At 50.7% G+C, this 23561-nt stretch carries 20 protein-coding genes and 4 pseudogenes; 17 read left to right on the plus strand and 7 right to left on the minus strand.

The annotated features are described in order from the left end of the window. The first annotated feature begins 131 nt into the window (after positions 1 to 131). A complete protein-coding gene (purR, locus tag HV314_RS13715; RefSeq protein ID WP_003832757.1) occupies positions 132 to 1157 on the plus strand; it encodes an HTH-type transcriptional repressor PurR in 1026 nt (341 codons plus the stop codon). Between the two features lie 17 nt (positions 1158 to 1174). Here the strand turns inward: purR and punR are convergent, their stop codons facing one another. After that, the gene (gene punR / locus HV314_RS13720) at positions 1175 to 2086 is read right to left on the minus strand and encodes a DNA-binding transcriptional activator PunR (RefSeq protein WP_181545833.1); all 912 of its coding nucleotides are present in this window, start codon (positions 2084 to 2086) and stop codon (positions 1175 to 1177) included. Between the two features lie 113 nt (positions 2087 to 2199). Here punR and punC point away from each other — a divergent pair, with 113 nt between their 5' ends. Further along, entirely contained in the window at positions 2200 to 3405 is a 1206-nt protein-coding gene (gene punC, locus HV314_RS13725) for a purine nucleoside transporter PunC (protein WP_016156423.1), read from the plus strand. Positions 3406 to 3695: 290 nt separating this feature from the next. Beyond that, on the plus strand, positions 3696 to 4844 hold the full coding sequence (gene cfa, locus HV314_RS13730) for a cyclopropane fatty acyl phospholipid synthase (protein WP_016152983.1): 1149 nt from the start codon (positions 3696 to 3698) through the stop codon (positions 4842 to 4844). A 41-nt stretch (positions 4845 to 4885) separates the two neighbouring features. Here cfa and HV314_RS13735 read toward each other — a convergent pair whose 3' ends face one another. Beyond that, the gene (locus HV314_RS13735; RefSeq protein WP_115190610.1) at positions 4886 to 5533 is read right to left on the minus strand and encodes a riboflavin synthase subunit alpha; all 648 of its coding nucleotides are present in this window, start codon (positions 5531 to 5533) and stop codon (positions 4886 to 4888) included. 217 nt (positions 5534 to 5750) lie between these two features. On the opposite strand from HV314_RS13735, the gene mdtK reads away from it, so the two are divergent. Next, on the plus strand, positions 5751 to 7124 hold the full coding sequence (gene mdtK / locus HV314_RS13740; RefSeq protein ID WP_016152981.1) for a multidrug efflux MATE transporter MdtK: 1374 nt from the start codon (positions 5751 to 5753) through the stop codon (positions 7122 to 7124). 38 nt (positions 7125 to 7162) lie between these two features. On the opposite strand, the pseudogene HV314_RS13745 reads toward mdtK, so the two are convergent. Further along, positions 7163 to 7432: pseudogene (locus HV314_RS13745) on the minus strand (RluA family pseudouridine synthase); the annotation flags it as partial. A 474-nt stretch (positions 7433 to 7906) separates the two neighbouring features. Between HV314_RS13745 and arsR the strand changes: the two are divergent. From arsR to arsC, 5 genes are read left to right on the plus strand one after another with little or no spacing between them, the layout of a single operon-like run. Next, complete coding sequence (arsR, locus tag HV314_RS13750; RefSeq protein WP_001114073.1) at positions 7907 to 8260, plus strand: As(III)-sensing metalloregulatory transcriptional repressor ArsR; 354 nt, start codon at positions 7907 to 7909, stop codon at positions 8258 to 8260. 47 nt (positions 8261 to 8307) lie between these two features. Further along, positions 8308 to 8670 carry an arsenite efflux transporter metallochaperone ArsD gene (arsD, locus tag HV314_RS13755; RefSeq protein ID WP_000783215.1) on the plus strand — a complete coding sequence of 121 codons (363 nt, stop codon included), beginning with the start codon at positions 8308 to 8310 and terminating at the stop codon, positions 8668 to 8670. Positions 8671 to 8687: 17 nt separating this feature from the next. Further along, positions 8688 to 10439 carry an arsenite efflux transporter ATPase subunit ArsA gene (gene arsA, locus HV314_RS13760; protein WP_181545835.1) on the plus strand — a complete coding sequence of 584 codons (1752 nt, stop codon included), beginning with the start codon at positions 8688 to 8690 and terminating at the stop codon, positions 10437 to 10439. Positions 10440 to 10487: 48 nt separating this feature from the next. Further along, on the plus strand, positions 10488 to 11777 hold the full coding sequence (arsB, locus tag HV314_RS13765) for an arsenite efflux transporter membrane subunit ArsB (RefSeq protein ID WP_003026002.1): 1290 nt from the start codon (positions 10488 to 10490) through the stop codon (positions 11775 to 11777). A 12-nt stretch (positions 11778 to 11789) separates the two neighbouring features. Further along, positions 11790 to 12215 (plus strand): glutaredoxin-dependent arsenate reductase, encoded by a 426-nt coding sequence (arsC, locus tag HV314_RS13770; protein ID WP_000065759.1) that lies wholly within the window; start codon positions 11790 to 11792, stop codon positions 12213 to 12215. A 30-nt stretch (positions 12216 to 12245) separates the two neighbouring features. Here arsC and HV314_RS13775 read toward each other — a convergent pair. The 3 genes and pseudogenes from HV314_RS13775 to HV314_RS13780 form a co-directional block, all read right to left on the minus strand. After that, positions 12246 to 12539 (minus strand): annotated as a pseudogene (locus tag HV314_RS13775) (ArsA-related P-loop ATPase); the annotation flags it as partial. Beyond that, positions 12537 to 12650: pseudogene (locus HV314_RS27385) on the minus strand (ArsA-related P-loop ATPase); the annotation flags it as partial. The pseudogenes HV314_RS27385 and HV314_RS13775, both read right to left, overlap by 3 nt. An 8-nt stretch (positions 12651 to 12658) precedes the next feature. Next, complete coding sequence (locus HV314_RS13780; RefSeq protein ID WP_001556711.1) at positions 12659 to 13231, minus strand: recombinase family protein; 573 nt, start codon at positions 13229 to 13231, stop codon at positions 12659 to 12661. Positions 13232 to 13394: 163 nt separating this feature from the next. Here HV314_RS13780 and HV314_RS13785 point away from each other — a divergent pair, with 163 nt between their 5' ends. After that, the gene (locus HV314_RS13785; RefSeq protein ID WP_001143757.1) at positions 13395 to 16400 is read left to right on the plus strand and encodes a Tn3-like element Tn3 family transposase; all 3006 of its coding nucleotides are present in this window, start codon (positions 13395 to 13397) and stop codon (positions 16398 to 16400) included. A 34-nt stretch (positions 16401 to 16434) separates the two neighbouring features. Here the strand turns inward: HV314_RS13785 and HV314_RS13790 are convergent. Beyond that, positions 16435 to 16866 (minus strand): annotated as a pseudogene (locus HV314_RS13790) (pseudouridine synthase); the annotation flags it as partial. Between the two features lie 133 nt (positions 16867 to 16999). Here HV314_RS13790 and HV314_RS13795 point away from each other — a divergent pair. The 7 genes from HV314_RS13795 to HV314_RS13825 all read left to right on the plus strand — a co-directional run bounded on the left by HV314_RS13795 (position 17000) and on the right by HV314_RS13825 (position 23521). Beyond that, positions 17000 to 17791, plus strand: coding sequence for a PhzF family phenazine biosynthesis protein (locus HV314_RS13795; RefSeq protein ID WP_181545837.1), 792 nt, complete (start codon positions 17000 to 17002; stop codon positions 17789 to 17791). Between the two features lie 36 nt (positions 17792 to 17827). Next, the gene (locus HV314_RS13800) at positions 17828 to 18136 is read left to right on the plus strand and encodes a monooxygenase (protein ID WP_181545839.1); all 309 of its coding nucleotides are present in this window, start codon (positions 17828 to 17830) and stop codon (positions 18134 to 18136) included. Between the two features lie 245 nt (positions 18137 to 18381). Further along, positions 18382 to 18777: a RidA family protein gene (locus HV314_RS13805; RefSeq protein WP_019076721.1), complete on the plus strand. Its 396-nt coding sequence runs from the start codon at positions 18382 to 18384 to the stop codon at positions 18775 to 18777. Positions 18778 to 18804: 27 nt separating this feature from the next. Next, positions 18805 to 19773 carry a threo-3-hydroxy-L-aspartate ammonia-lyase gene (locus HV314_RS13810; RefSeq protein ID WP_019076720.1) on the plus strand — a complete coding sequence of 323 codons (969 nt, stop codon included), beginning with the start codon at positions 18805 to 18807 and terminating at the stop codon, positions 19771 to 19773. Between the two features lie 124 nt (positions 19774 to 19897). Further along, positions 19898 to 20539 carry a helix-turn-helix transcriptional regulator gene (locus HV314_RS13815; protein WP_016152975.1) on the plus strand — a complete coding sequence of 214 codons (642 nt, stop codon included), beginning with the start codon at positions 19898 to 19900 and terminating at the stop codon, positions 20537 to 20539. A 541-nt stretch (positions 20540 to 21080) separates the two neighbouring features. Next, positions 21081 to 21575, plus strand: a complete 495-nt coding sequence (locus HV314_RS13820; RefSeq protein WP_016152974.1) for a molybdopterin-dependent oxidoreductase — start codon at positions 21081 to 21083, stop codon at positions 21573 to 21575. Positions 21576 to 21592: 17 nt separating this feature from the next. Continuing rightward, positions 21593 to 23521, plus strand: a complete 1929-nt coding sequence (locus HV314_RS13825; RefSeq protein WP_181545841.1) for a putative bifunctional diguanylate cyclase/phosphodiesterase — start codon at positions 21593 to 21595, stop codon at positions 23519 to 23521. Positions 23522 to 23561 lie beyond the last annotated feature (40 nt).

Raw genomic sequence — 23561 nt, forward strand, 5'->3', positions numbered from 1 at the left:
GACCCCTTCCTGACGTTCCGTGTCGTTTTCCCGGCGTGCCGCAACCCTTACGTTGCGCTAAGGGTGTGTTAAGGCAAACGTTTACCTGGAGTATTCTCAGGAGCTTAGGATATGGTCTGGAGTGAGATGTAATGGCAACAATTAAAGATGTAGCGAAGCGAGCAAACGTTTCCACTACAACCGTATCACACGTAATTAACAAGACGCGCTTTGTCGCGGAAGAAACGCGTAATGCTGTCTGGGCGGCGATCAAAGAGCTGCACTATTCTCCGAGCGCCGTGGCGCGCAGCCTGAAGGTGAATCACACCAAGTCTATTGGCTTGCTGGCCACCAGCAGCGAAGCGGCCTATTTCGCTGAAATTATCGAAGCCGTTGAGAAAAACTGTTTCCAGAAAGGCTATACCCTGATTCTGGGTAACGCATGGAACAGTCTCGAAAAACAGCAGGCTTATCTGTCAATGATGGCGCAAAAGCGCGTTGATGGTCTGCTGGTGATGTGTTCTGAGTATCCGGAGTCGCTGCTTTCGATGCTCGAAGAGTACCGCCATATTCCGATGGTCGTCATGGACTGGGGCGAAGCTAAAGCCGACTTTACCGATACGGTCATTGATAACGCCTTCGAAGGCGGTTACATGGCGGGTCGGTATCTGGTAGAACGCGGTCATCGTGAGATTGGCGTGATCCCAGGCCCAATGGAGCGTAATACCGGAGCCGGGCGTCTGGCAGGCTTTATGAAAGCGATGGAAGAAGCGCTGATTAAAGTTCCTGAAAACTGGATTGTGCAGGGCGATTTTGAGCCTGAATCCGGCTATCGCGCCATGCAGCAAATTCTGTCACAGTCGCATCGTCCGACCGCCGTCTTCTGCGGTGGCGATATCATGGCGATGGGTGCGCTGTGCGCCGCTGACGAGATGGGACTGCGCGTACCGCAGGATGTTTCGCTCATCGGTTACGACAACGTGCGCAACGCCCGCTTCTTCACGCCGGCTCTGACGACCATTCACCAGCCTAAAGATTCACTGGGGGAAACGGCCTTCAACATGCTGTTAGACCGTATCGTGAATAAACGTGAAGAGTCGCAGTCTATCGAGGTTCATCCGCGCCTGGTAGAACGCCGCTCCGTTGCCGACGGCCCGTTCCGCGATTACCGTCGTTAAGACTGTGGTGCGGGAGCCTAATAGGGCTCCCGCAACCATTCCTTATTCAGCGTTTCACTATCCCCTAAATAGTCCAGCAGCCAGCTCAATGCCGGCGACGTATCGTTCTGTTGCCAGGTCAGGCAGCATGCGGCATCAGGAAATGGATTCTCCAGCTGTAGCGCGACCCATTTGCCGCTATCAATCCACGGTTTGGCAAAATGCGTCGGTACCATGCCCACGCACAGACCTGCAGATAAACAGGTAGCAGAAGATTCCCAGTCAGGCACCACAACGCGCTTTTGGTTATCCAGCAGCCAGGTAATACGCTTAGGAAGCGTACGCGACGTGTCTTCACGCACCAGCGACGGCCAGTTGCGCAACGTGTCGTCGCATAGCGGTCCGGACATTGACGCCAACGGATGATGGCTTGCCACCACGCAGCTCCAGCTCAGCATTCCCATGTCGCGGAAGGTATAGCGCCCCCCCACCGGAATCGCCTGCGTGGCGCCGATTGCCAGCTCAACGCGCCCATCGGACAGCGCATCCCAGACACCGTTAAACACCTCCTGGAAAACCAGCAGCTCCACATCATCAAAATGACGATAGAAATCCACGATCATCTGTCGGGTACGATCCGGGCGGACAATGTTATCTACCGCGATCGCCAACTGCCCGCGCCAGCCGTTGGCAATTTGCTGACATTGCTGGCGGGTGATCTGCATTTTTTTGATAACAGAGCGGCCTTCTTTGAGAAACCATGCACCGGCAGGCGTCAATTCCACGTCCCGATGGCGTCGCTCAAAAAGCGGCACCGCCAGCCACTCTTCCAGTTGACGTACGGTATAGCTTACCGCCGAGGGTACGCGGTGCAACTCCTGCGCGGCCGAACTAAAGCTACCGTTACGCGCAACCGCATCCACAACTTCAAGTGAATATTCCGACCACATATTCTGCCCACAAAAAATTTGAAATCAGTAAGCAAATATTAGCGTTTCACAGCAAGAATTACACTCACTACACTCAGCGGCATTGTTCTACTGCTAAAAAAAGAGAAATGATGATGCAACCTGGGAAAGGATTTTTAGTCTGGCTGGCGGGTCTTAGCGTACTCGGCTTTCTGGCAACGGATATGTATCTGCCCGCCTTTGCCGCAATTCAGTCCGATCTGCAGACGCCTGCATCTGCCGTCAGCGCCAGCCTTAGCTTATTCTTAGCGGGTTTTGCCGTCGCGCAACTTCTGTGGGGGCCGCTCTCTGACCATTATGGTCGCAAGCCTGTTTTGCTGCTGGGTTTATCCATCTTCGCGCTGGGCAGTTTGGGCATGCTGTGGGTTGAAAATGCCACCGGTCTGCTGGTACTGCGCTTTGTTCAGGCCGTTGGCGTTTGTGCGGCATCGGTTATCTGGCAGGCGCTGGTCACCGATTATTATCCTTCACAAAAAGTAAACCGCATCTTTGCCACCATTATGCCATTGGTCGGGTTATCCCCGGCATTAGCGCCGTTATTAGGCAGTTGGATCCTGGTACATTTTTCCTGGCAGGCCATTTTCGCCACCCTGTTTGCCATTACTCTAATCCTGATGCTTCCGGCTCTACGCTTAAAACCAACAGCTAAAGCACGCGACGACAGCCAGGATAAACTGACTTTCGCTACCCTGTTGCGCTCAAAAGTTTACCGCGGAAACGTGCTGATTTATGCCGCCTGCTCCGCGAGCTTCTTCGCGTGGCTGACGGGTTCCCCGTTCATCCTCAGCGAAATGGGCTACAGTCCGGCGGTGATTGGCCTGAGCTATGTTCCACAAACCATCGCTTTCTTAATTGGTGGTTACGGCTGCCGCGCTGCGCTGCAAAAATGGCAGGGCCGTCAGTTGCTGCCCTGGTTACTCATTCTGTATGCCTTTAGCGTAGTGGCCACCTGGGCAACCGGCTTTATTCACCATGTTGCGCTGGCTGAAATCCTCATTCCATTCTGCGTTATGGCGATTGCCAATGGAGCAATCTACCCTATTGTTGTGGCTCAGGCGTTACGTCCTTTCCCACAAGCTACGGGACGCGCAGCGGCATTGCAGAACACACTGCAACTGGGTTTATGCTTCCTGGCAAGTCTTGTGGTTTCCTGGTTGATCGCCACCCCGCTGCTCACCACCACCAGCGTGATGCTGACAACGGTGCTGCTGGCGGCCGCGGGTTACAAAATGCAGTCGCAGAAGGCTAACGCCCCGCACACAGATGATCGGGCGCAAATTGCCCACGGTGAGTCTCACTAGTAATCATCTTTGATAATTAATTAGCCTGCTAATGTTTATTGGTTGAATCATCAAAAATTCAGGCCTATACTGATTTCCGGTTGTTAAAAAAACGATAATTGTTATGTGTTAACGGGGACAAGAACGTTCCCGTTTTCCCATGGATGGTCTTTTCGGCAAGGGTTCCTCCCTTCCTCTGTTCTACGTCGGATTATAGATTCGCGGATTAATTCCGTGAGAGTTCTCACAAAGCCCAAAAAAGCGTCTACGCTATTTTAAGGTTCTGATCACCGACCAGTGATGGAGAAGCTATGAGTTCATCGTGTATAGAAGACGTCAGCGTACCGGATGATGACTGGTACCGCATCACCAATGAATTATTAAGCCGTGCAGGTATTACCATTAATGGTCCGGCACCGGCAGATATTCGCGTAACGAACCCCGATTTTTTCAAACGCGTACTGCAGGAAGGATCGTTAGGGTTGGGCGAAAGTTATATGGATGGCTGGTGGGAATGCGACCGGCTGGACATGTTTTTTTGTAAAGTCCTGCGCGCCGGTCTTGAAAACCAACTCCCCCGCCACTTTAAAGATACGCTCCGTATCGCCACGGCTCGCCTGTTCAATTTACAGACCAAAAAACGTGCGTGGGTCGTCGGCAAAGAACACTACGATTTGGGCAACGATCTCTTTACCCGCATGCTGGACCCTTATATGCAGTATTCCTGCGCCTACTGGAAAGATGCCGATACCCTGGAATCTGCCCAACAGGCGAAGCTAAAAATGATTGCCGAAAAACTGCAGTTGAAGCCAGGCATGCGGGTGCTCGATATTGGCTGCGGCTGGGGCGGCTTATCCCAGTTTATGGCGTCACAATATGGCGTTAGCGTGGTGGGCGTGACCGTTTCGGCAGAACAGCAGAAAATGGCGCAGGCGCGTTGTGCGGGGCTGGATGTCACAATTTTGCTGCAGGATTATCGCGACCTGAACGACAAATTTGATCGCATTGTCTCTGTCGGCATGTTTGAGCATGTGGGGCCGAAGAACTACGCGACTTATTTTGAGGTGGTTGATCGTAATTTAAAACCCGACGGCCTCTTTTTGCTGCATAGCATCGGCTCTAAAAAGACCGACAATAACGTTGATCCGTGGATCAATAAATATATCTTCCCGAACGGCTGTTTACCGTCAGTTCGCCAGATTGCCAACGCCAGCGAGCCGCATTTTGTGATGGAAGACTGGCATAATTTTGGCGCGGATTACGATACAACGTTGATGGCCTGGCACGAGCGTTTCATGAGATCCTGGCCTGAAATCGCCGATAACTATACCGAACGCTTTAAACGGATGTTCAGCTATTACCTGAACGCGTGCGCCGGTGCGTTTCGTGCTCGCGACATTCAGCTGTGGCAGGTGGTTTTTTCCCGCGGCGTTGAACACGGCCTGCGCGTTCCCCGCTAATCGTTATCACCCCCGTGCCAACGGGGGTTTTACACTCTGGCTTAGGCTCCCGCCTCACCCGTTACGGTACTGATGGCGCTTTCACGCGCCGCCAGTACGCGCTCAACGGTATCAACCACCGCCTGGGTTTGAGGATCGATTTCGATATTGACCCGCGCGCCTAACTTTTTCTTACCCAGCGTCGTACGTTCCAGCGTTTCCGGGATCAAATGCACACAGAAACGCGTCGGAGTCACCTCACCGACCGTCAGACTGATGCCATCAATTCCGATAAATCCTTTGTACAAGATGTATTTCATCAGCGACGGATCCTGAACTTTAAACCACACCTGGCGGTTGTTCTCCGAGGTCAGAATTTTCGACACTTCGGCGGTCGTCATAATATGGCCCGACATTAAATGTCCGCCAATTTCATCACTGAATTTTGCCGCACGCTCAACGTTGACCAAATCCCCAACCTTCAGGTCACCCAGATTGGTGATACGCAGCGTTTCTTTCATCAGATCAAAGCTTATCTGGTTACCGTTGATTTCGGTTACCGTCAGGCAGCACCCATTGTGGGCAACCGATGCGCCGGTCTCCAGCGCATCCAACATATATTCAGGTAACTCCACAACATGCGTACGAAAATTTGGTTTTTCATCAATGGACACCAGTTTCGCGGTGCCCTGCACAATACCCGTAAACATACTTCTAACTCCTGAACTGAATTAAGACATCTCTGCACAGCACAATAGCAGGTGGAAATTCAGGTTGCCAGCAATGCGCCGCTACTGCCTGTTTTTTCACTGGAGAATTACGTATTCCTCGCTACAATAGACTGAAATTTCCCCTGCTTTTTCTCCTTGCTGCCATATAAGGCGGCTTTTTTAGTCTCTCAAATAACAACAATATAGTGGTGTACACGTGCAAAAGTATGTAAGTGAAGCGCGTCAGTTATTAGCTCTGGCAATTCCGGTGATTCTTGCGCAAATCGCTCAAACCGCAATGGGATTCGTTGATACCGTCATGGCGGGCGGATACAGCGCCACGGACATGGCGGCCGTCGCCATTGGCACATCTATCTGGCTGCCGGCCATTCTGTTTGGTCACGGACTGCTGCTGGCCTTGACGCCAGTGATTGCGCAACTCAATGGTTCCGGGCGCCGCGATCGCATTGCCCATCAAATACGCCAGGGTTTCTGGCTGGCGGGCAGCGTCTCCATTCTGATTATGATCGTGCTCTGGAACGCGGGATACATTATTCGCTCCATGCATAACATCGACCCGGCGCTGGCGGATAAAGCCGTCGGCTACCTGCGTGCGTTGCTGTGGGGCGCGCCGGGGTATTTGTTCTTCCAGGTAGCCCGTAACCAGTGTGAAGGTCTGGCCAAAACCAAACCGGCGATGGTGATGGGATTTCTCGGCCTGCTGGTGAACATTCCTGTTAACTATGTTTTCATTTATGGGCATTTTGGCATGCCGGAGCTAGGCGGCGTGGGCTGCGGCGTGGCAACAGCGGCGGTTTACTGGGTGATGTTTATCGCCATGCTGTCATACGTTAAACGCGCACGCTCGATGCGTGATATCCGTAATGAGCGTGGTTTCCAGAAACCGGACACCGCCGTAATGAAGCGCCTGGTACAGCTGGGTTTACCTATCGCGCTGGCGTTATTTTTCGAAGTGACGCTGTTTGCTGTGGTGGCGCTGCTGGTTTCCCCGCTGGGGATTGTCGACGTGGCCGGACACCAGATCGCGCTCAACTTCAGCTCGTTAATGTTCGTCCTGCCGATGTCTCTGGCTGCGGCCGTCACCATTCGAGTCGGTTATCGTCTGGGCCAGGGTTCCACGCTGGATGCGCAAACCGCAGCCAGAACAGGTCTGGGCGTCGGCGTCTGCATGGCGGTTGTGACGGCGATTTTCACCGTGACATTCCGTGAGCACATTGCCCTGCTCTACAACAATAACCCGGAAGTTGTCGCTCTGGCAGCGCAGCTCATGTTACTGGCCGCGGTGTATCAAATATCGGACTCTATCCAGGTTATTGGCAGCGGTATCCTACGTGGTTATAAAGATACGCGTTCCATTTTCTTTATTACCTTTACGGCATACTGGGTACTGGGTCTGCCGAGCGGTTATATTCTGGCGCTGACCGATCTGGTGGTTGACCGGATGGGACCGGCAGGATTCTGGATGGGCTTTATTATCGGCCTGACCTCTGCGGCCGTGTTGATGATGCTGCGGATGCGTTTTCTGCAGCGCCAGCCGTCAGCGGTTATTTTACAACGCGCCGCACGATAATCCCCAAATAGCCGCCATCTGGCGGCTTTTTTATATCCTCAAAACGGGCTGGCGTTTTGGGCCGTCATCCATTCCTGACTGACCGGATGCCTGAAATGCAGTTCACTGGCATGCAGCATCAGTCTCGACGTCCGTTCGGTGCCTGGCAGCAGACGCCCACCATATAAATCGCACCCCAAAATGGGATGCCCCAACTGCTGACAGTGGATCCGCAACTGGTGGGTACGCCCGGTTTCAGGCGTCAGCCGTACCCGCGTCAAAGCGAGTAACATCCCATCTTGCTGGCGATGATGAAAACGCTCAATAACCGGGGTCTGACGCTCAGTGGAACGAAAACTCACGTTAAGCAATTGTGGCTGAGAAAAACCAAAGGATCCGGCGAGGATCCTTTGGTGTGCTGACATGACCAGTTTCTTTTGGGATATTTTTTCCCTGCATGAAGTCCTTTATGTCCTGATCATAATGCCATTAAAAATTCTATGCTATGGCTTCGCTATTTTAGACATTGGGGTCTGAGGGCCAATGGAACGAAAACGTACGCTAAGGAAATAACCAATTGTTATAATTGATATTATTCATTCTTCTCTATGAACTGAAAGCCCGCACTAAGCAATGTTTTAGCCTCAAATGACTTTTTTACCTACCCAACTAACGTAACGATCGCACATCAGGTCGTTTTTCAACCGCATAGTGACACCTGCACTCACATGCGAGAAAACACATATGATTTTGACTTCTTGTTTTGGTGGAGAGACAATACCCATTCATAGCAGGAGTACATAATGCCAGAAATTGCATCCCTACAACTTTTCAAAATACTATCTGATGAAACCCGCCTGGGTATCGTGCTACTGCTCAGGGAGATGGGGGAGCTGTGCGTATGCGATCTCTGCACAGCGCTGGAACAATCACAACCCAAGACCTCCCGCCATCTGGCGATGCTTCGGGAAAGTGGCCTGTTGCTGGATCGCAAGCAGGGGAAATGGGTTCATTATCGCTTATCCCCGCATATTCCTTCCTGGGCTGCCCTGGTGATTGAGCAGGCCTGGTTAAGTCAACAGGACGACGTACAGGCCATCGCCCGTAAGCTGGCATCGGCCAACTGCTCTGGCAGCGGTAAGGCTGTTTGTATCTAAAAATTTTGCCTGTACATATATGTTTTTACGAATATGAGGTGTTAAAGATGAAAATGTTAACGGTGTTTGATCCGGCGATGTGCTGCAGTACCGGCGTTTGTGGTTCAGATGTCGATCAGGTTTTGGTCAATTTTTCTGCTGATGTGCAATGGCTGAAAGGGCGTGGGGTTCAGATCGAACGTTATAACCTGGCGCAGCAGCCTATGAGCTTCGTTGAGAACGAAAAAGCGAAAGCATTCCTTGAGGCTTCTGGAGCTGAAGGGCTTCCGCTGCTGTTGCTTGATGGTGAAACGGTGATGGCCGGGCGATACCCAAAACGCGCTGAACTGGCTCGCTGGTTTGGTATACCGCTGGAAAAGGTGGGTTTAGCTTCCACCAGTTGCTGTGGTGGTAAAACTTCCTGTTGTTGAGTATGTCAGGAGGACATATGAAATTCTTAGAGAATATCCCGTCTTACCTGTTTTTCACCGGTAAGGGAGGTGTAGGCAAAACTTCGATTTCCTGCGCAACGGCTATACGTCTGGCTGAACTGGGAAAGCGTGTTCTGCTTGTCAGTACCGACCCGGCTTCCAATGTCGGTCAGGTATTCGATCAGACTATCGGTAACACTATCCAGCCCGTGACTGCTGTGTCTGGTCTTTCGGCTCTGGAGATTGACCCGCAGGACGCCGCCCAGCAATACCGCGCCAGAATCGTTGACCCTATTAAAGGTCTTTTGCCTGATGACGTTGTTAACAGCATCAGTGAACAGCTTTCAGGAGCTTGTACGACAGAGATCGCTGCATTCGACGAGTTTACTGGCTTACTGACTGACGCTTCTCTGCTGACCCGCTTTGATCACATCATTTTTGATACTGCCCCAACTGGCCACACTATTCGCCTTCTTCAGCTTCCCGGAGCCTGGAGCAGCTTCATCGAAAGTAACCCGGATGGTGCTTCCTGTCTTGGTCCAATGGCTGGGCTGGAAAAACAACGCGAGCAATATGCTCATGCGGTTGAGGCATTATCCGATCCTGAACGAACTCGCCTTGTGCTGGTCGCGCGATTGCAAAAATCAACACTGCAGGAAGTCGCTCGTACTCATGACGAATTATCAGCTATTGGCCTTAAAAATCAGTATTTAGTCATTAACGGTGTCCTGCCTGCGAGCGAAGCAGAACGTGATGCACTGGCCGCTGCAATATGGCAACGGGAGCAAGAGGCGCTGGCAAATCTTCCTGCCGGGTTATCTGATTTGCCGACAGACAACTTATACCTGCAGCCGCTGAACATGGTTGGTGTATCCGCATTGAAAGGCCTGCTCAACGAACACGCTGAGATAACATCGCTTACTGAACAAAGCCCACAGAACAAGCCAGAGAATATGTCGTTGTCTGTCCTGGTTGATGATATCGCCCGCAGTGAACACGGTTTGATTATGCTGATGGGCAAAGGTGGTGTGGGCAAAACCACAATGGCTGCGGCTATCGCCGTCAGTCTGGCGGATAAGGGTTTTGATGTGCATCTCACCACCTCAGATCCTGCTGCACATCTCAGTACAACGCTCAATGGCAGCCTCAAAAATCTGCAGGTCAGCCGAATCAACCCTCACGATGAAACTGAACGCTATCGTCAGCATGTTCTTGAGACGAAAGGCAGGGATCTGGATGAGGCTGGGAAACGGCTGCTCGAAGAGGATTTACGTTCTCCTTGCACAGAAGAGATTGCGGTGTTCCAGGCGTTTTCACGCGTAATTCGTGAAGCTGGCAAACGGTTTGTGGTCATGGATACGGCACCTACCGGGCATACGCTATTACTGCTTGATGCTACCGGGGCTTATCACCGTGAGATTGCCAGGAAGATGGGGGATAAAGGTCATTTTACCACTCCGATGATGCAGCTTCAGGACCAGGAACGTACCAAAGTTTTGCTGGTCACTCTGCCTGAAACCACACCTGTACTGGAAGCGGCAAACCTGCAGTCCGATCTTGAACGTGCGGGGATTCATCCCTGGGGCTGGATTATCAATAACAGCCTTTCGATTGCACAGACGCAATCGCCGCTGCTTTGCCAGCGCGCCCTACAAGAGCGTCCTCAAATCGAGGTTGTGAAAAACCAGCATGCAAGCCGCATAGCGTTAGTACCGGTAATGGCTGCAGAGCCCACTGGCATCGAGAAACTCAGAGAGCTGGTTGTTTAATTTTTTTTGTATATACAGGGCGGCAAAGCCGTCCTGTCTGGAGGATTTATGTTACTGGCAGGCGCTATTTTTGTCCTGACCATCGTTTTGGTTATCTGGCAACCGAAGGGATTAGGGATCGGCTGGAGTGCGACGCTGGGCGCGGTACTGGCGCTGATCTCTGGCGTAGTCCATTTTGGTGATATCCCTGTAGTGTGGAATATTGTCTGGAATGCGACGGCGACCTTTATTGCCGTGATTATTATCAGCCTTCTGCTCGATGAATCGGGCTTTTTCGAATGGGCGGCGCTGCACGTTTCACGTTGGGGTAACGGTCGCGGGCGTTTGCTGTTTACCTATATCGTTTTGCTCGGCGCAGCGGTGGCGGCACTGTTTGCCAACGATGGTGCGGCATTGATTCTGACGCCAATTGTTATCGCCATGCTGCTTGCATTAGGTTTCAGCAAAGGCACTACGCTGGCATTTGTCATGGCCGCCGGGTTTATTGCCGATACGGCCAGTCTGCCGCTTATCGTGTCCAACCTGGTTAACATCGTTTCTGCAGACTTCTTTGGGCTGGGTTTCACTGAGTATGCGTCGGTAATGGTGCCGGTGGATATCGCAGCCATTATCGCCACGCTGGTGATGCTGCATCTGTTCTTCCGCAAAGATATTCCGCCAACTTACGACCTGGCTCTCCTGAAAGCACCGGCAAAAGCGATTAAAGATCTGGCAACCTTCAGAACCGGCTGGATAGTGTTGATCCTTCTTCTGGTTGGCTTTTTCGTCCTTGAGCCGTTGGGTATCCCGGTCAGTGCGATTGCTGCTGTAGGGGCTGTCATTCTGTTTGCGGTGGCGAAGCGAGGTCATGCCATTAACACTGGCAAAGTGCTTCGCGGTGCGCCATGGCAGATCGTCATATTCTCTCTGGGAATGTATCTGGTGATCTATGGTCTGCGTAATGCCGGACTAACAGAATACCTCTCCGGTGTGTTGAACGTGCTGGCAGATAAAGGACTTTGGGCCGCGACGTTTGGTACTGGCTTCCTGACGGCTTTCCTCTCTTCCATCATGAACAATATGCCTACCGTGCTGGTTGGTGCTCTCTCTATTGATGGCAGCACTGCAACAGGCGTTATCAAAGAGGCGATGATTTTTGCCAACGTGATTGGCTGCGATCTTGGACCGAAAATTACACCTATTGGTAGCCTGGCAACGTTGCTCTGGCTGCATGTCCTTTCACAGAAGAACATGACCATCACATGGGGATACTATTTCCGCACCGGGATCGTCATGACTCTGCCTGTGCTGTTTGTAACGCTGGCCGCGCTGGCGCTACGTCTCTCTTTCACTTTGTAATGAGATACTGATATGAGCAACATCACCATTTATCACAACCCAGCCTGCGGCACGTCGCGTAATACGCTGGAGATGATCCGCAACAGCGGTATCGAGCCGACCGTTATTCTTTACCTTGAGACTCCACCTTCACGCGATGAGCTGGTCAAACTCATTGCAGATATGGGCATTTCCGTCCGTACTTTGCTGCGTAAGAACGTCGAGCCGTATGAGGAACTGGGTCTTGCAGAAGATAAATTTACTGACGACCAGCTCATCGACTTTATGCTACAGCATCCGATTCTGATCAACCGTCCGATCGTAGTGACGCCACTGGGAACTAAACTTTGCCGTCCTTCAGAGGTTGTTCTCGATATCCTTCCAGATGCCCAGAAAGCGGCTTTCACCAAGGAAGACGGTGAAAAAGTCGTTGATGATTCAGGTAAAAGACTGAAATAAAGACGAAGGGGGCATTTGCCCCCTTCATTATTACTTCGCCATTTCTTCCAGCAGGTCAATACCAACCGGCTCTTCGCTCTGTAGCGCTGTTAATGCAATACGCTTTGCATACTGCTCTTCCACATCAGAGATGAGAGGCAGCTCGCGGTTCGCCCTGATCTTCAGGAAAGGCGAAGACGGTTGAGCAGCTGCCAGGCTGTTATTAACGACCCATGCCCACGGCTCGATGCCAGCTCGGCGTAGATCCTGCTGCAGGTTAGCGGCTTCCAGTACAGGTGTCGTTTCGGCAAGCGTCACGATAATCACCTTCGTCTTCTCCGGGTCTGCTGCTTTTTCGCTATCACCTGTCTTCGATGTCAGAAAGCGAGAGAATTCGGCTTCATGCTGTCGCCAGAACACACTCATGCAATTGTTGAATGCCTTTACATCACTCATGTTCGTCCTCAAATTTTGCTCAGATTAACCCGGCTCTCATCTTCCAGAATTTTATAAACAGTGGAACGGGCAATACTGAGCCGGCGGGCAATATCTGTTGCACCAGTTCCCTGCTGATGAAGTGCCAGTACACTATTTCTGTCGATGATGCGCTTTCGGCCAAACCGGATACCTTTCAGCCTGGCCTCCTGCCGTCCTTCGTTCGTACGCTCCAGAATCCTCCTGCGTTCGGCCTGGGCTACAGCTGAAAGAATGGTCACAACCATTTTCCCCATTTCACCGTCGGTGCTGATCCCGTCGTCTATGAATCGGACCGCGACTCCCTGAGCGTCGAATTCTTTTATCAGTTGGATCATATCGGCAGTGTCGCGGCCAAGCCGGTCGAGTTTCTTCACCAGGATGACGTCACCTTCCTCCACCTTCATTCGCAGCAGATCCAGTCCTTTCCTGTCGGTAGAACTGCCGGATGCTTTGTCGGTAAATATGCGACTGGCTTTCACCCCCGCCTCTTTAAGCCCCTTGATCTGAATATCGAGGGACTGCTGGCTTGTTGATACCCGTGCGTAACCAAAAAGTCGCATAAAAATGTATCCTAAATCAAATATCGGACAGTGGGTGTCTGTTATAACAAAAAATCGATTTAATAGACACCTAGACAACACCATTTTAGTGTGTCCGAGAATTTATAACATTTCGGACGGTTGCAAAAATGTTACTAAATGCCCGTCAGGCAGGGAGGCCGATATGCCCGTTGACTTTCTGACCACTGAGCAGACTGAAAGCTATGGCAGATTCACCGGTGAACCGGATGAGCTTCAGCTGGCACGATATTTTCATCTTGATGAAGCAGACAAGGAATTTATCGGAAAAAGCAGAGGTGATCACAACCGTCTGGGCATTGCCCTGCAAATTGGATGTGTCCGTTTTCTGGGCACCTTCCTCACCGATATGAATCATATTCCTTCCGGCGTCCGGCATTTTACCGCCAGACAGCTCGGGATTCGTGATATCACCGTTCTTGCAGAATACGGTCAGAGGGAAAATACCCGCCGTGAGCATGCAGCGCTGATACGTCAGCACTATCAGTATCGTGAATTTGCCTGGCCCTGGACATTTCGCCTTACCCGTCTTTTATATACCCGGAGCTGGATAAGCAACGAACGTCCTGGCCTGCTTTTCGATCTGGCGACAGGGTGGCTTATGCAACATCGTATTATTCTCCCCGGAGCCACTACGCTGACCCGGTTGATTTCAGAGGTAAGGGAAAAGGCGACGTTGCGCCTGTGGAACAAACTGGCACTGATACCGTCAGCCGAACAACGTTCACAGCTGGAGATGCTGCTGGGGCCAACTGATTGCAGCCGCCTGTCTTTACTGGAATCACTGAAAAAAGGCCCTGTGACCATCAGTGGTCCGGCGTTTAATGAAGCAATTGAACGCTGGAAAACTCTGAACGATTTTGGCTTGCATGCTGACAACCTGAGTACACTCCCGGCTGTGCGCCTGAAAAATCTCGCACGTTATGCTGGTATGACTTCGGTGTTCAATATTGCCAGGATGTCACCGCAGAAAAGGATGGCGGTTCTGGTTGCCTTTGTCCTTGCATGGGAAACGCTGGCGTTGGATGATGCACTGGACGTTCTGGACGCCATGCTGGCCGTTATCATCCGTGACGCCAGAAAGATTGGGCAGAAAAAACGGCTCCGCTCGCTGAAGGATCTGGATAAATCTGCATTGGCGCTCGCCAGCGCATGTTCGTACCTGCTGAAAGAAGAAACACCGGACGAATCGATTCGTGCTGAGGTGTTCAGCTACATCCCCAGGCAAAAGCTGGCTGAAATCATCACGCTTGTCCGTGAAATTGCCCGGCCCTCAGACGATAATTTTCATGAAGAAATGGTGGAGCAGTACGGGCGCGTTCGTCGTTTCCTGCCCCATCTGCTGAATACCGTTAAATTTTCATCCGCACCTGCCGGGGTTACCACTCTGAATGCCTGTGACTACCTCAGCCGGGAGTTCAGCTCACGGCGGCAGTTTTTTGACGACGCACCAACGGAAATTATCAGTCGGTCATGGAAACGGCTGGTGATTAACAAGGAAAAACATATCACCCGCAGGGGATACACGCTCTGCTTTCTCAGTAAACTGCAGGATAGTCTGAGGCGGAGGGATGTCTACGTTACCGGCAGTAACCGGTGGGGAGATCCCCGAGCAAGATTACTACAGGGTGCTGACTGGCAGGCAAACCGGATTAAGGTTTATCGTTCTCTGGGACACCCGACAGACCCGCAGGAAGCAATAAAATCTCTGGGTCATCAGCTTGATAGTCGTTACAGACAGGTTGCTGCACGTCTTGGCGAAAATGAGGCTGTCGAACTCGATGTTTCTGGCCCGAAGCCCCGGTTGACAATTTCTCCCCTCGCCAGTCTTGATGAGCCGGACAGTCTGAAACGACTGAGCAAAATGATCAGTGATCTGCTCCCTCCGGTGGATTTAACGGAGTTGCTGCTCGAAATTAACGCCCATACCGGATTTGCTGATGAGTTTTTCCATGCTAGTGAAGCCAGTGCCAGAGTTGATGATCTGCCCGTCAGCATCAGCGCCGTGCTGATGGCTGAAGCCTGCAATATCGGTCTGGAACCACTGATCAGATCAAATGTTCCTGCACTGACCCGACACCGGCTGAACTGGACAAAAGCGAACTATCTGCGGGCTGAAACTATCACCAGCGCTAATGCCAGACTGGTTGATTTTCAGGCAACGCTGCCACTGGCACAGATATGGGGTGGCGGAGAAGTGGCATCTGCAGATGGAATGCGCTTTGTTACGCCAGTCAGAACAATCAATGCCGGACCGAACCGCAAATACTTTGGTAATAACAGAGGGATCACCTGGTACAACTTTGTGTCCGATCAGTATTCCGGCTTTCATGGCATCGTTATACCGGGGACGCTGAGGGACTCTATCTTTGTGCTGGAAGGCCTTCTGGAACAGGAGACCGGGCTGAATCCAACCGAAATTATGACCGATACAGCAGGTACCAGCGAACTTGTCTTTGGCCTTTTCTGGCTGCTGGGATACCAGTTTTCTCCACGCCTGGCTGATGCCGGTGCTTCGGTTTTCTGGCGAATGGGCCATGATGCCAACTATGGCGTGCTGAATGATATTGCCAGAGGGCAATCAGATCCCCGAAAAATAGTCCTTCAGTGGGACGAAATGATCCGGACCGCTGGCTCCCTGAAACTGGGCAAAGTACAGGCTTCAGTGCTGGTCCGTTCATTGCTGAAAAGTGAACGTCCTTCCGGACTGACTCAGGCAATCATTGAAGTGGGGCGCATCAACAAAACGCTGTATCTGCTTAATTATATTGATGATGAAGATTACCGCCGGCGCATTCTGACCCAGCTTAATCGGGGAGAAAGCCGCCATGCCGTTGCCAGAGCCATCTGTCACGGTCAAAAAGGTGAGATAAGAAAACGATATACCGACGGTCAGGAAGATCAACTGGGCGCACTGGGGCTGGTCACTAACGCCGTCGTGTTATGGAACACTATGTATATGCAGGCAGCCCTGGATCATCTCCGGGCGCAAGGTGAAACACTGAATGATGAAGATATCGCACGCCTCTCCCCGCTTTGCCACGGACATATCAATATGCTCGGCCATTATTCCTTCACGCTGGCAGAACTGGTGACCAAAGGACATCTGAGACCATTAAAAGAGGCGTCAGAGGTAGAAAACGTTGCTTAACGTGAGTTTTCGTTCCACTGAGCGTCAGACCCCTAACCTGATAGCGCGAGCGCGCGGGTTTACCGTTAATGGCGCAAATCGACATCCGTGGAAACAGCGCCGGGTCCTTGGCAATCGCTGCGTCTATAACGCCTTCATCGTTTTTCAGATGCCCGCACAACAACGCACTATACACCTTGCTTACCGCGCGCTGACTGAACTGCTGGCAAAGCGCGGCGTTGATAGCCTTGTTACGGGCAATCACCATCAGCCCTGACGTCCCAAAATCAAGCCGATGTACCAGCGTACAGCCGGGATAAATTTGTACCAGCCGGTGATGTACCGAATCGAGATTCTGCGGGTTTTTCCCCGACAAACTAAGCAGTCCGGTGGGTTTATTGATAAGCACCAGATGCTCGTCCTGATAGAGGATCGCTATCTCCTCATGACAAGGCGGGGCAATAAAGGTATCAAGGATCGTAGACATGAGCGGCCAGGATGAAGTGTGGAAACGGATGATAGCGAATTTTTACCACGCAGGCGAATCAGGGCGCTTAACCAATGACAATCATTGCATGATAGAGTGTGGGATATCCTGAGTGCGATGAGAGGGTTACACCGTGCAACAAATCGATTTCTACATGGTAGATGCCTTTACCACTACGACGTTTGGCGGTAATGCCGCAGCAGTATGCCCGCTCGATGATTGGTTGCCCGATGAAATATTATTAAAAATGTCACAGCAGCATAACCAGTCGGAAACCGCTTTTTTTGTCGCTAGTGAGAATGGCTTCGAGCTGCGTTGGTTTACCACGCAAGGCGAAATTAATCTGTGTGGGCATGCCACGCTTGCCGCCGCACATGTCATCTTTGAACATCTGGATTACCCGGAAGCGACCATCCATTTTGCCACCCGTTTTGTGGGGCCACTGACGGTCACGCGCAGCGGTGATTGGCTGACGCTTGATTTTCCTGCCTGGCAAAGCGAACCTGCCGAACCGCCCGCCTTATTGCTGGAAACATTGGGCATCACCGAATATAAAGAAGTGCGCGTCGCGCGCGATTACATGGTCGTGATGGAGAATCAACAGCAGGTTGAGGCTGTGCGCCCGAATATCCACGCCTTGATTCCCCTCGGGAAAATGGTATGTATCACCGCGCCGGGTGACGGGGAATACGATTTCGTCAGCCGTTTCTTCTGCCCAAGTGAAGCGGTCGCGGAAGACCCGGTCACCGGTTCGACGCATAGCATGCTGATTCCTTACTGGGCTGCAAAACTGAATAAAACGCAGATGCTGGCGCGCCAGGTCTCTGAACGCGGCGGCGATTTACGCTGCCAACTGACAGGAACGCGTGTTTATATTGGTGGACAAGCAGTAACTTATCTGACGGGTAAAGTGCTGTTACGCTAGCAGCCTTACCCAAATTAACCAATCCATGGAGGATTTATGGCGAACAAACTCGTGCAGATACACTTTGATTTTCCTGGTCCGTTTGGCGCTGAGATGTCACATCAACTTGTTGAACTGGCCGAATCCATCAACCAGGAGCCGGGTTTCATCTGGAAAATCTGGACCGAGAACGCAGCAAACCACGAAGCGGGTGGCATCTACCTGTTTCAGGATGAAGACAGCGCTCTGGCCTATATCAAAAAACACACGGTCCGCCTGAAGCACCTGGGTGTGGATGACGTGACGTGCAAAATCTTCGATATCAATGAACCGTTAAGTAAGATTAACCACGGCCATATCGGCTAATTTTTGGCTTTAACGCCCCGCCCCGGGGCGCTTCTTCACTCCCCTGCTTTCCCCTCATCAAAAGCGTTCCCCTTCTTTCACCGCACCAGGATAGCTATATAACGTGGGTCACGTTTGCCATAGTTCACAAAATCATCACCTGTGAAAACTATCACTAGCCGAACGCGGTTTGAAAGCGTATAAAATAATACAAACAGTATTATTTTATACAAAATGAATTACCACTAACTACAGGAGATTCTCTTATGTCCGTGGACATTACATTGAACTCATCTGCAGGAGGTTTTCCGCCTGCAGGTCATTACTCGCACAGTACAACGGCTGGCGGATTCGTCTTCATTTCTGGTCAGTTGCCGGTCACAAGTGATGGCGAAAAAAAAACCGAGGCCTCTTTTGAAGAGCAGACGCGGCTGGTACTGCAGAATATTGATGCCTGCCTGGCTGGCGCTGGGGTTTCTCGACAGCACCTGGTGTCAGTACGCGTCTATGTAACAGATATCAACCAATGGCCAACGTTTAACAAAATCTATGGGGAGTGGATCGGTGATTTCCGGCCCTCCCGCGCGGTAGCGGGCGTTGCAGAGCTTCATTATGGTTTCGCGCTGGAAGTTGAAGCTATTGCCCTGGCCCCACAAGCATGACGTTTAACGACATACAGGTGAACAACAATGACTGAGATGACACTGCCTGATTATAACGATGTTGCCGCCGCGGCAGAGCGCATCGCCGACTATGCCAACAAAACGCCGGTGATGACCTCCCGAACGGTTAATGACGAATTTGGTGCTGAAGTTTTCTTCAAGTGCGAAAACTTCCAGAGAATGGGCGCGTTTAAATTTCGCGGAGCCATGAATGCGTTACGCCAGTTCACGCCAGAACAACGCGCTGCGGGCGTCGTCACCTTTTCGTCCGGCAACCATGCGCAGGCCATTGCCCTGTCGGCAAAATTGTTGGGGATCCCGGCGACGATTATCATGCCGCATGATGCCCCGGCGGCTAAAGTTGCAGCCACAAAAGGCTATGGTGGAAATGTGGTGATTTACGATCGCTATACCGAAGATCGTGAAAAAATCGGACGGGAGCTGGCAGAGAAACAAGGATTGACGCTGATCCCGCCATACGACCATCCGCACGTGATTGCGGGCCAAGGCACCGCCACAAAAGAGCTGATTGAAGAAGTGGGTCAGCTAGACGTTCTTTTCGTGTGTCTGGGCGGCGGCGGCCTGCTTTCGGGCTCCGCACTGGCAGCCAGACATCTGTCACCTGACTGCATCATCTATGGTGTCGAGCCGGAGGCAGGAAACGATGGTCAACAATCGTTTCGCAGCGGAAAGATTGTTCATATCGATACGCCGAAAACCATTGCTGACGGTGCTCAGACCCAACATCTCGGGAATATTACGTTTCCGATTATCCAGCGAAATGTGCACGATATTCTGACTGTCTCAGACGATGAATTAGTCGCCTCGATGAAATTTATCGCTGAGCGAATGAAAATTGTCGTGGAGCCGACTGGCTGTCTGGGTTTTGCCGCCGCCAGAGCGCGCAAAGCTGAACTTCGCGGCAAAAAAATCGGCATTATCATCAGCGGTGGGAACGTGGATATCAGCCGCTACAGTGAATTCCTTGCCGGGTAATCAAGAAGGTATCTGCCATGCGGATACCTTATTACCGTCTGAACACTCGCGTCTGGAAAAGCGAACCCTGCTCACTGTAAACTGCCCGCAATCATGGCAACAGGCATCACCGCAGGAGACTGGCATGCCAAAAACCGATAACAACTCACTTCTCAGCCAAATTGACACTATCGCCAGGGGCTTGAGCGAGACCTTCTCTCCGTTTTGCGAAGTGGTGGTTCATGATCTCAAAAATCCTGAACATGCCATTTTATCCATCCATAATAACCTGTCCGGGCGAGAACCCGGTCAACCTGCAACAGAACTGGGTCTGGCGCGAATCGCATCGCCTGAATTTCCCAGCATTATAGCCAACTACAGCAACCAGTTTGCCGATGGCCGCCCGGTGAAAAGTACCTCCATCGGCATCAAGGATGATGAAGGCAAATACGTAGCAGCACTCTGTCTGAACGTGGATATGACGCTGTTTCGTGGCATGCAGAGTGCCCTTGCGCGTTTTACTGAAACCGCTGACTCTCCCATTAAGGAACATATCGATCCCGGCAGTAACGAAGTCATCCGCCAGCGTATCGATGACTTTGCCGCTAAATGCGCAACGACGGCCCGCGCCCTGAAACCTGAAGACCGTAAACGACTGATTCAACAATTACGCAAAGACGGTTTGCTGAACGTACGAAAATCTATGGACACAGTGGCGCAGCATCTGGGCGTCTCCAGAGCGACCGCGTATCTGTATGCCCGCCAGTCGGCTCAGGCTGGCGAATAAACCAGGTTATGCGGCGCTCAGCAAGGTATATCCGCCTGGCTCAGGCAGCAAGCCAGCGCGGCATATTCCCCCAATCGCGGTGCATCCAGCCATTGATAAGTTCATTAAGTTGCTGACGATCCCGTAGGTGATTTTGCATATTTTGAATTCCTGATAATTGACTATTTTTGAACGTCTGCTACGCCTGTGTAATCTAATCCCGGGAATAGGCAAAAGTTCGATTTATTCAACAAGGTTACCCGCCGATAAAACAACGATTCCCTGTCGCTGCACAAAAAAATAAACCTTTATGATCGTGTGATTTTTTAACAACCACAGGGTGAGTGTTTTTTGTACAGACACAACAAAAATCACCGTCCGTTAATAACAGACTTCGCCTGATTTAATAAATATTCATAACCATTAAGCATGACAACCCATTGATTTAAATGAATTAAAATGCAAATAGCTTCACATCATCAATAATAGACAGGCGGAATATATAAATAGCGTGATATCTAAATTATAATTCTTTTACATCCGGCTGATTGGTGAGGTTAGAATGCGGTTAATAGTCATGTTGGTAAGCGTTGTGCTCTCCACCCAGCTTTGGGCGGGTGAACTTTCCAGGCCCACCGGTAAAGTTCTTTTAACGTTATCCGGTAATATTGAAAATACAAATGAAGACGGGAAAGCGGTTTTTGATACCGCCAGTCTTGAGAAGCTGGGCATGGTAAGTTTTCAGACCACCTCCCCCTGGTATAATGGACGTACGACCTTTACGGGTATTCCACTACAAAAACTCATGGATTATGTTGGAGCGAGCGGCTCCGTTGTAAAGGTTACTGCGCTTAATGACTACACCACCGTTATCCCTCTCAGTGATTTCAAAAAATACAATGCCATCCTTGCTTTAAAAATCAACGGAAAATATATGCGCATCCGTGATAAAGGCCCATTATTTATTGTGTACCCCTATGACAGCATGCCGGAACTAAATAATCAGATTTATTATTCAAGGTCTGCATGGCAGGTCAGTAGTATGGATATTGAGTAAGCGTTCAGAGGAACATCATGAACAGAATACTGGCTGGCATCATCTTTTTTCTTTTTATATCGACCGGATATATCTCTTTCCTCGTGCATGAAAGGCAACAAGAGCTACAGAAACTGACTCACTACACCGATTCCTGGTCTGCCGCTCAGTTGGTATCACAATATTACCGATTTGAATCGTTGCTTGGTCTTTACACTATCGATGATACGATGAATCTTGATGATGTACGCATGCGTCTCGACATTATGCTCAGCCAGAGTGATTTGATAAAAGAAGGTGATTTGGGGCGCTACATAGAAAGCAATATAGCCCACCGTGAGCTAGCGGTAACACTTGAAAATATCCTTAGTTATCTGGATGATAATCTCGAGAAAATGAACCGTCCAGCACTCCAGGCGTATCTGAAAAAAATGCATACCCTGGATGCACAACTTGGGCGTCTTTCATCCGGCGCATTAAACAAAGATGTTAACTCGATTAATAACGCCAACCAAAAAATTCAAACGCTGTACTATATTTACTCAACGACATCTGTACTGCTAATAATACTGAGTGCGATTCTGGGTGTACTCATTTTTTATCAAAACAGAAATATTCTGCGGGCGCACCTTCAGGTCAAGAGTCTTGCCGAAGAACTGCAAAAATCGAAGGAAAAGCTACAAATTCAGAATGCCAAGCTGGAATATGACGTCTACCATGACTCGCTCACCGAGATGAATAACCGCCAGCTATTCTGGAGCGATTTAAATAAAACAATCGAAATGGCAGAGAAAAATAACGATGCTGTGACGGTGATGTTGTTTGATTTAGATCGATTCAAAGAGGTCAATGATACGTATGGTCATGATGCCGGTGATATGTTACTGCGCCAGATATCGGATCGTCTGATTTCGACAAGCCTTACGTCGGATACGTTGTATCGCTTAGGCGGGGATGAGTTTGCGTTTCTCTCAAGTGGTCTGACAGAAAGTCGGGCCGTTTCGCGAGCCCAGAAAATATGTGAGTTTATCAGCCAGCCCTACACCATTTACAACACAATTATCAACATAACCACCTGTGTTGGCATTGTTATCTCAGAAAATGAGCGCCGCTCCGACTATCTTTATAAATTTGCCGATCTGGCCCTTTATGAAGCCAAAAATGAAGGCTCTGGCAAGATAAAAGTCTTCCGGCAACGAATGTTAGAAAAATTGCAAGAAAGCAGAACGCTTGAGCATGATATGGCATTAGCAATAGTGAACAAAGAGTTCGTGGTGTATTACCAGCCTATTGTCGATTCTTTCAGTCAGAAAATATACAGCTATGAGGCGCTTATTCGTTGGGTCCATCCTCTCAAGGGCCTCCTGTCGCCGGATAGCTTTATTCCTGTTGCTGAAAAAACAGGGATGATTAATGAGATGGGGAAAGCGGTGCTCGAAATTGCCTGCAGGGAAGCCGCGGGTTGGGCGGTTCCGGCTAAAATTTCAGTCAATGTCTCCCCTGTCCAGCTAAGCAGCAAGGCCTTTGCAGGAATCGTGTTAACCATTCTGAAAGAAACTGGACTTCCACCTGACCGCCTCGAACTGGAAGTGACTGAATCCTCTCTCTTTACCGAGAGTGCTACACCGATAAATACGCTTAATAAGCTCCGGACCCTGGGGGTAAAAATCTCCATCGATGATTTTGGTACCGGATACTCTTCTCTTTCGCGCCTCAGCAGACTGGCCTTCGATAAAATCAAAATAGACAAGTCCTTTGTGCATTCGATATCTACGCAGGAAGACGCCCTGACTATCATCAAACTGATCACGGGCATGGCGAAATCTCTCAATATGAAAGCTGTTGCAGAAGGTGTTGAAACGCAGGAGCAACTGACAAGACTTCAGGCTCTGGGCTGCGATTTCGCGCAAGGATATCTGTTTGGCAAACCTCAGCCTTGCATCGATGAAGAAATCAGAAACGGTTAAATCGCGGCCGGCACATTTGCCCGTGGGTGCGGGCCGCATT

The sequence above is a fragment of the Citrobacter sp. RHBSTW-00887 genome (assembly GCF_013728095.1).
In the GTDB taxonomy this organism is placed as follows: Bacteria; Pseudomonadota; Gammaproteobacteria; order Enterobacterales; family Enterobacteriaceae; genus Citrobacter; species Citrobacter braakii.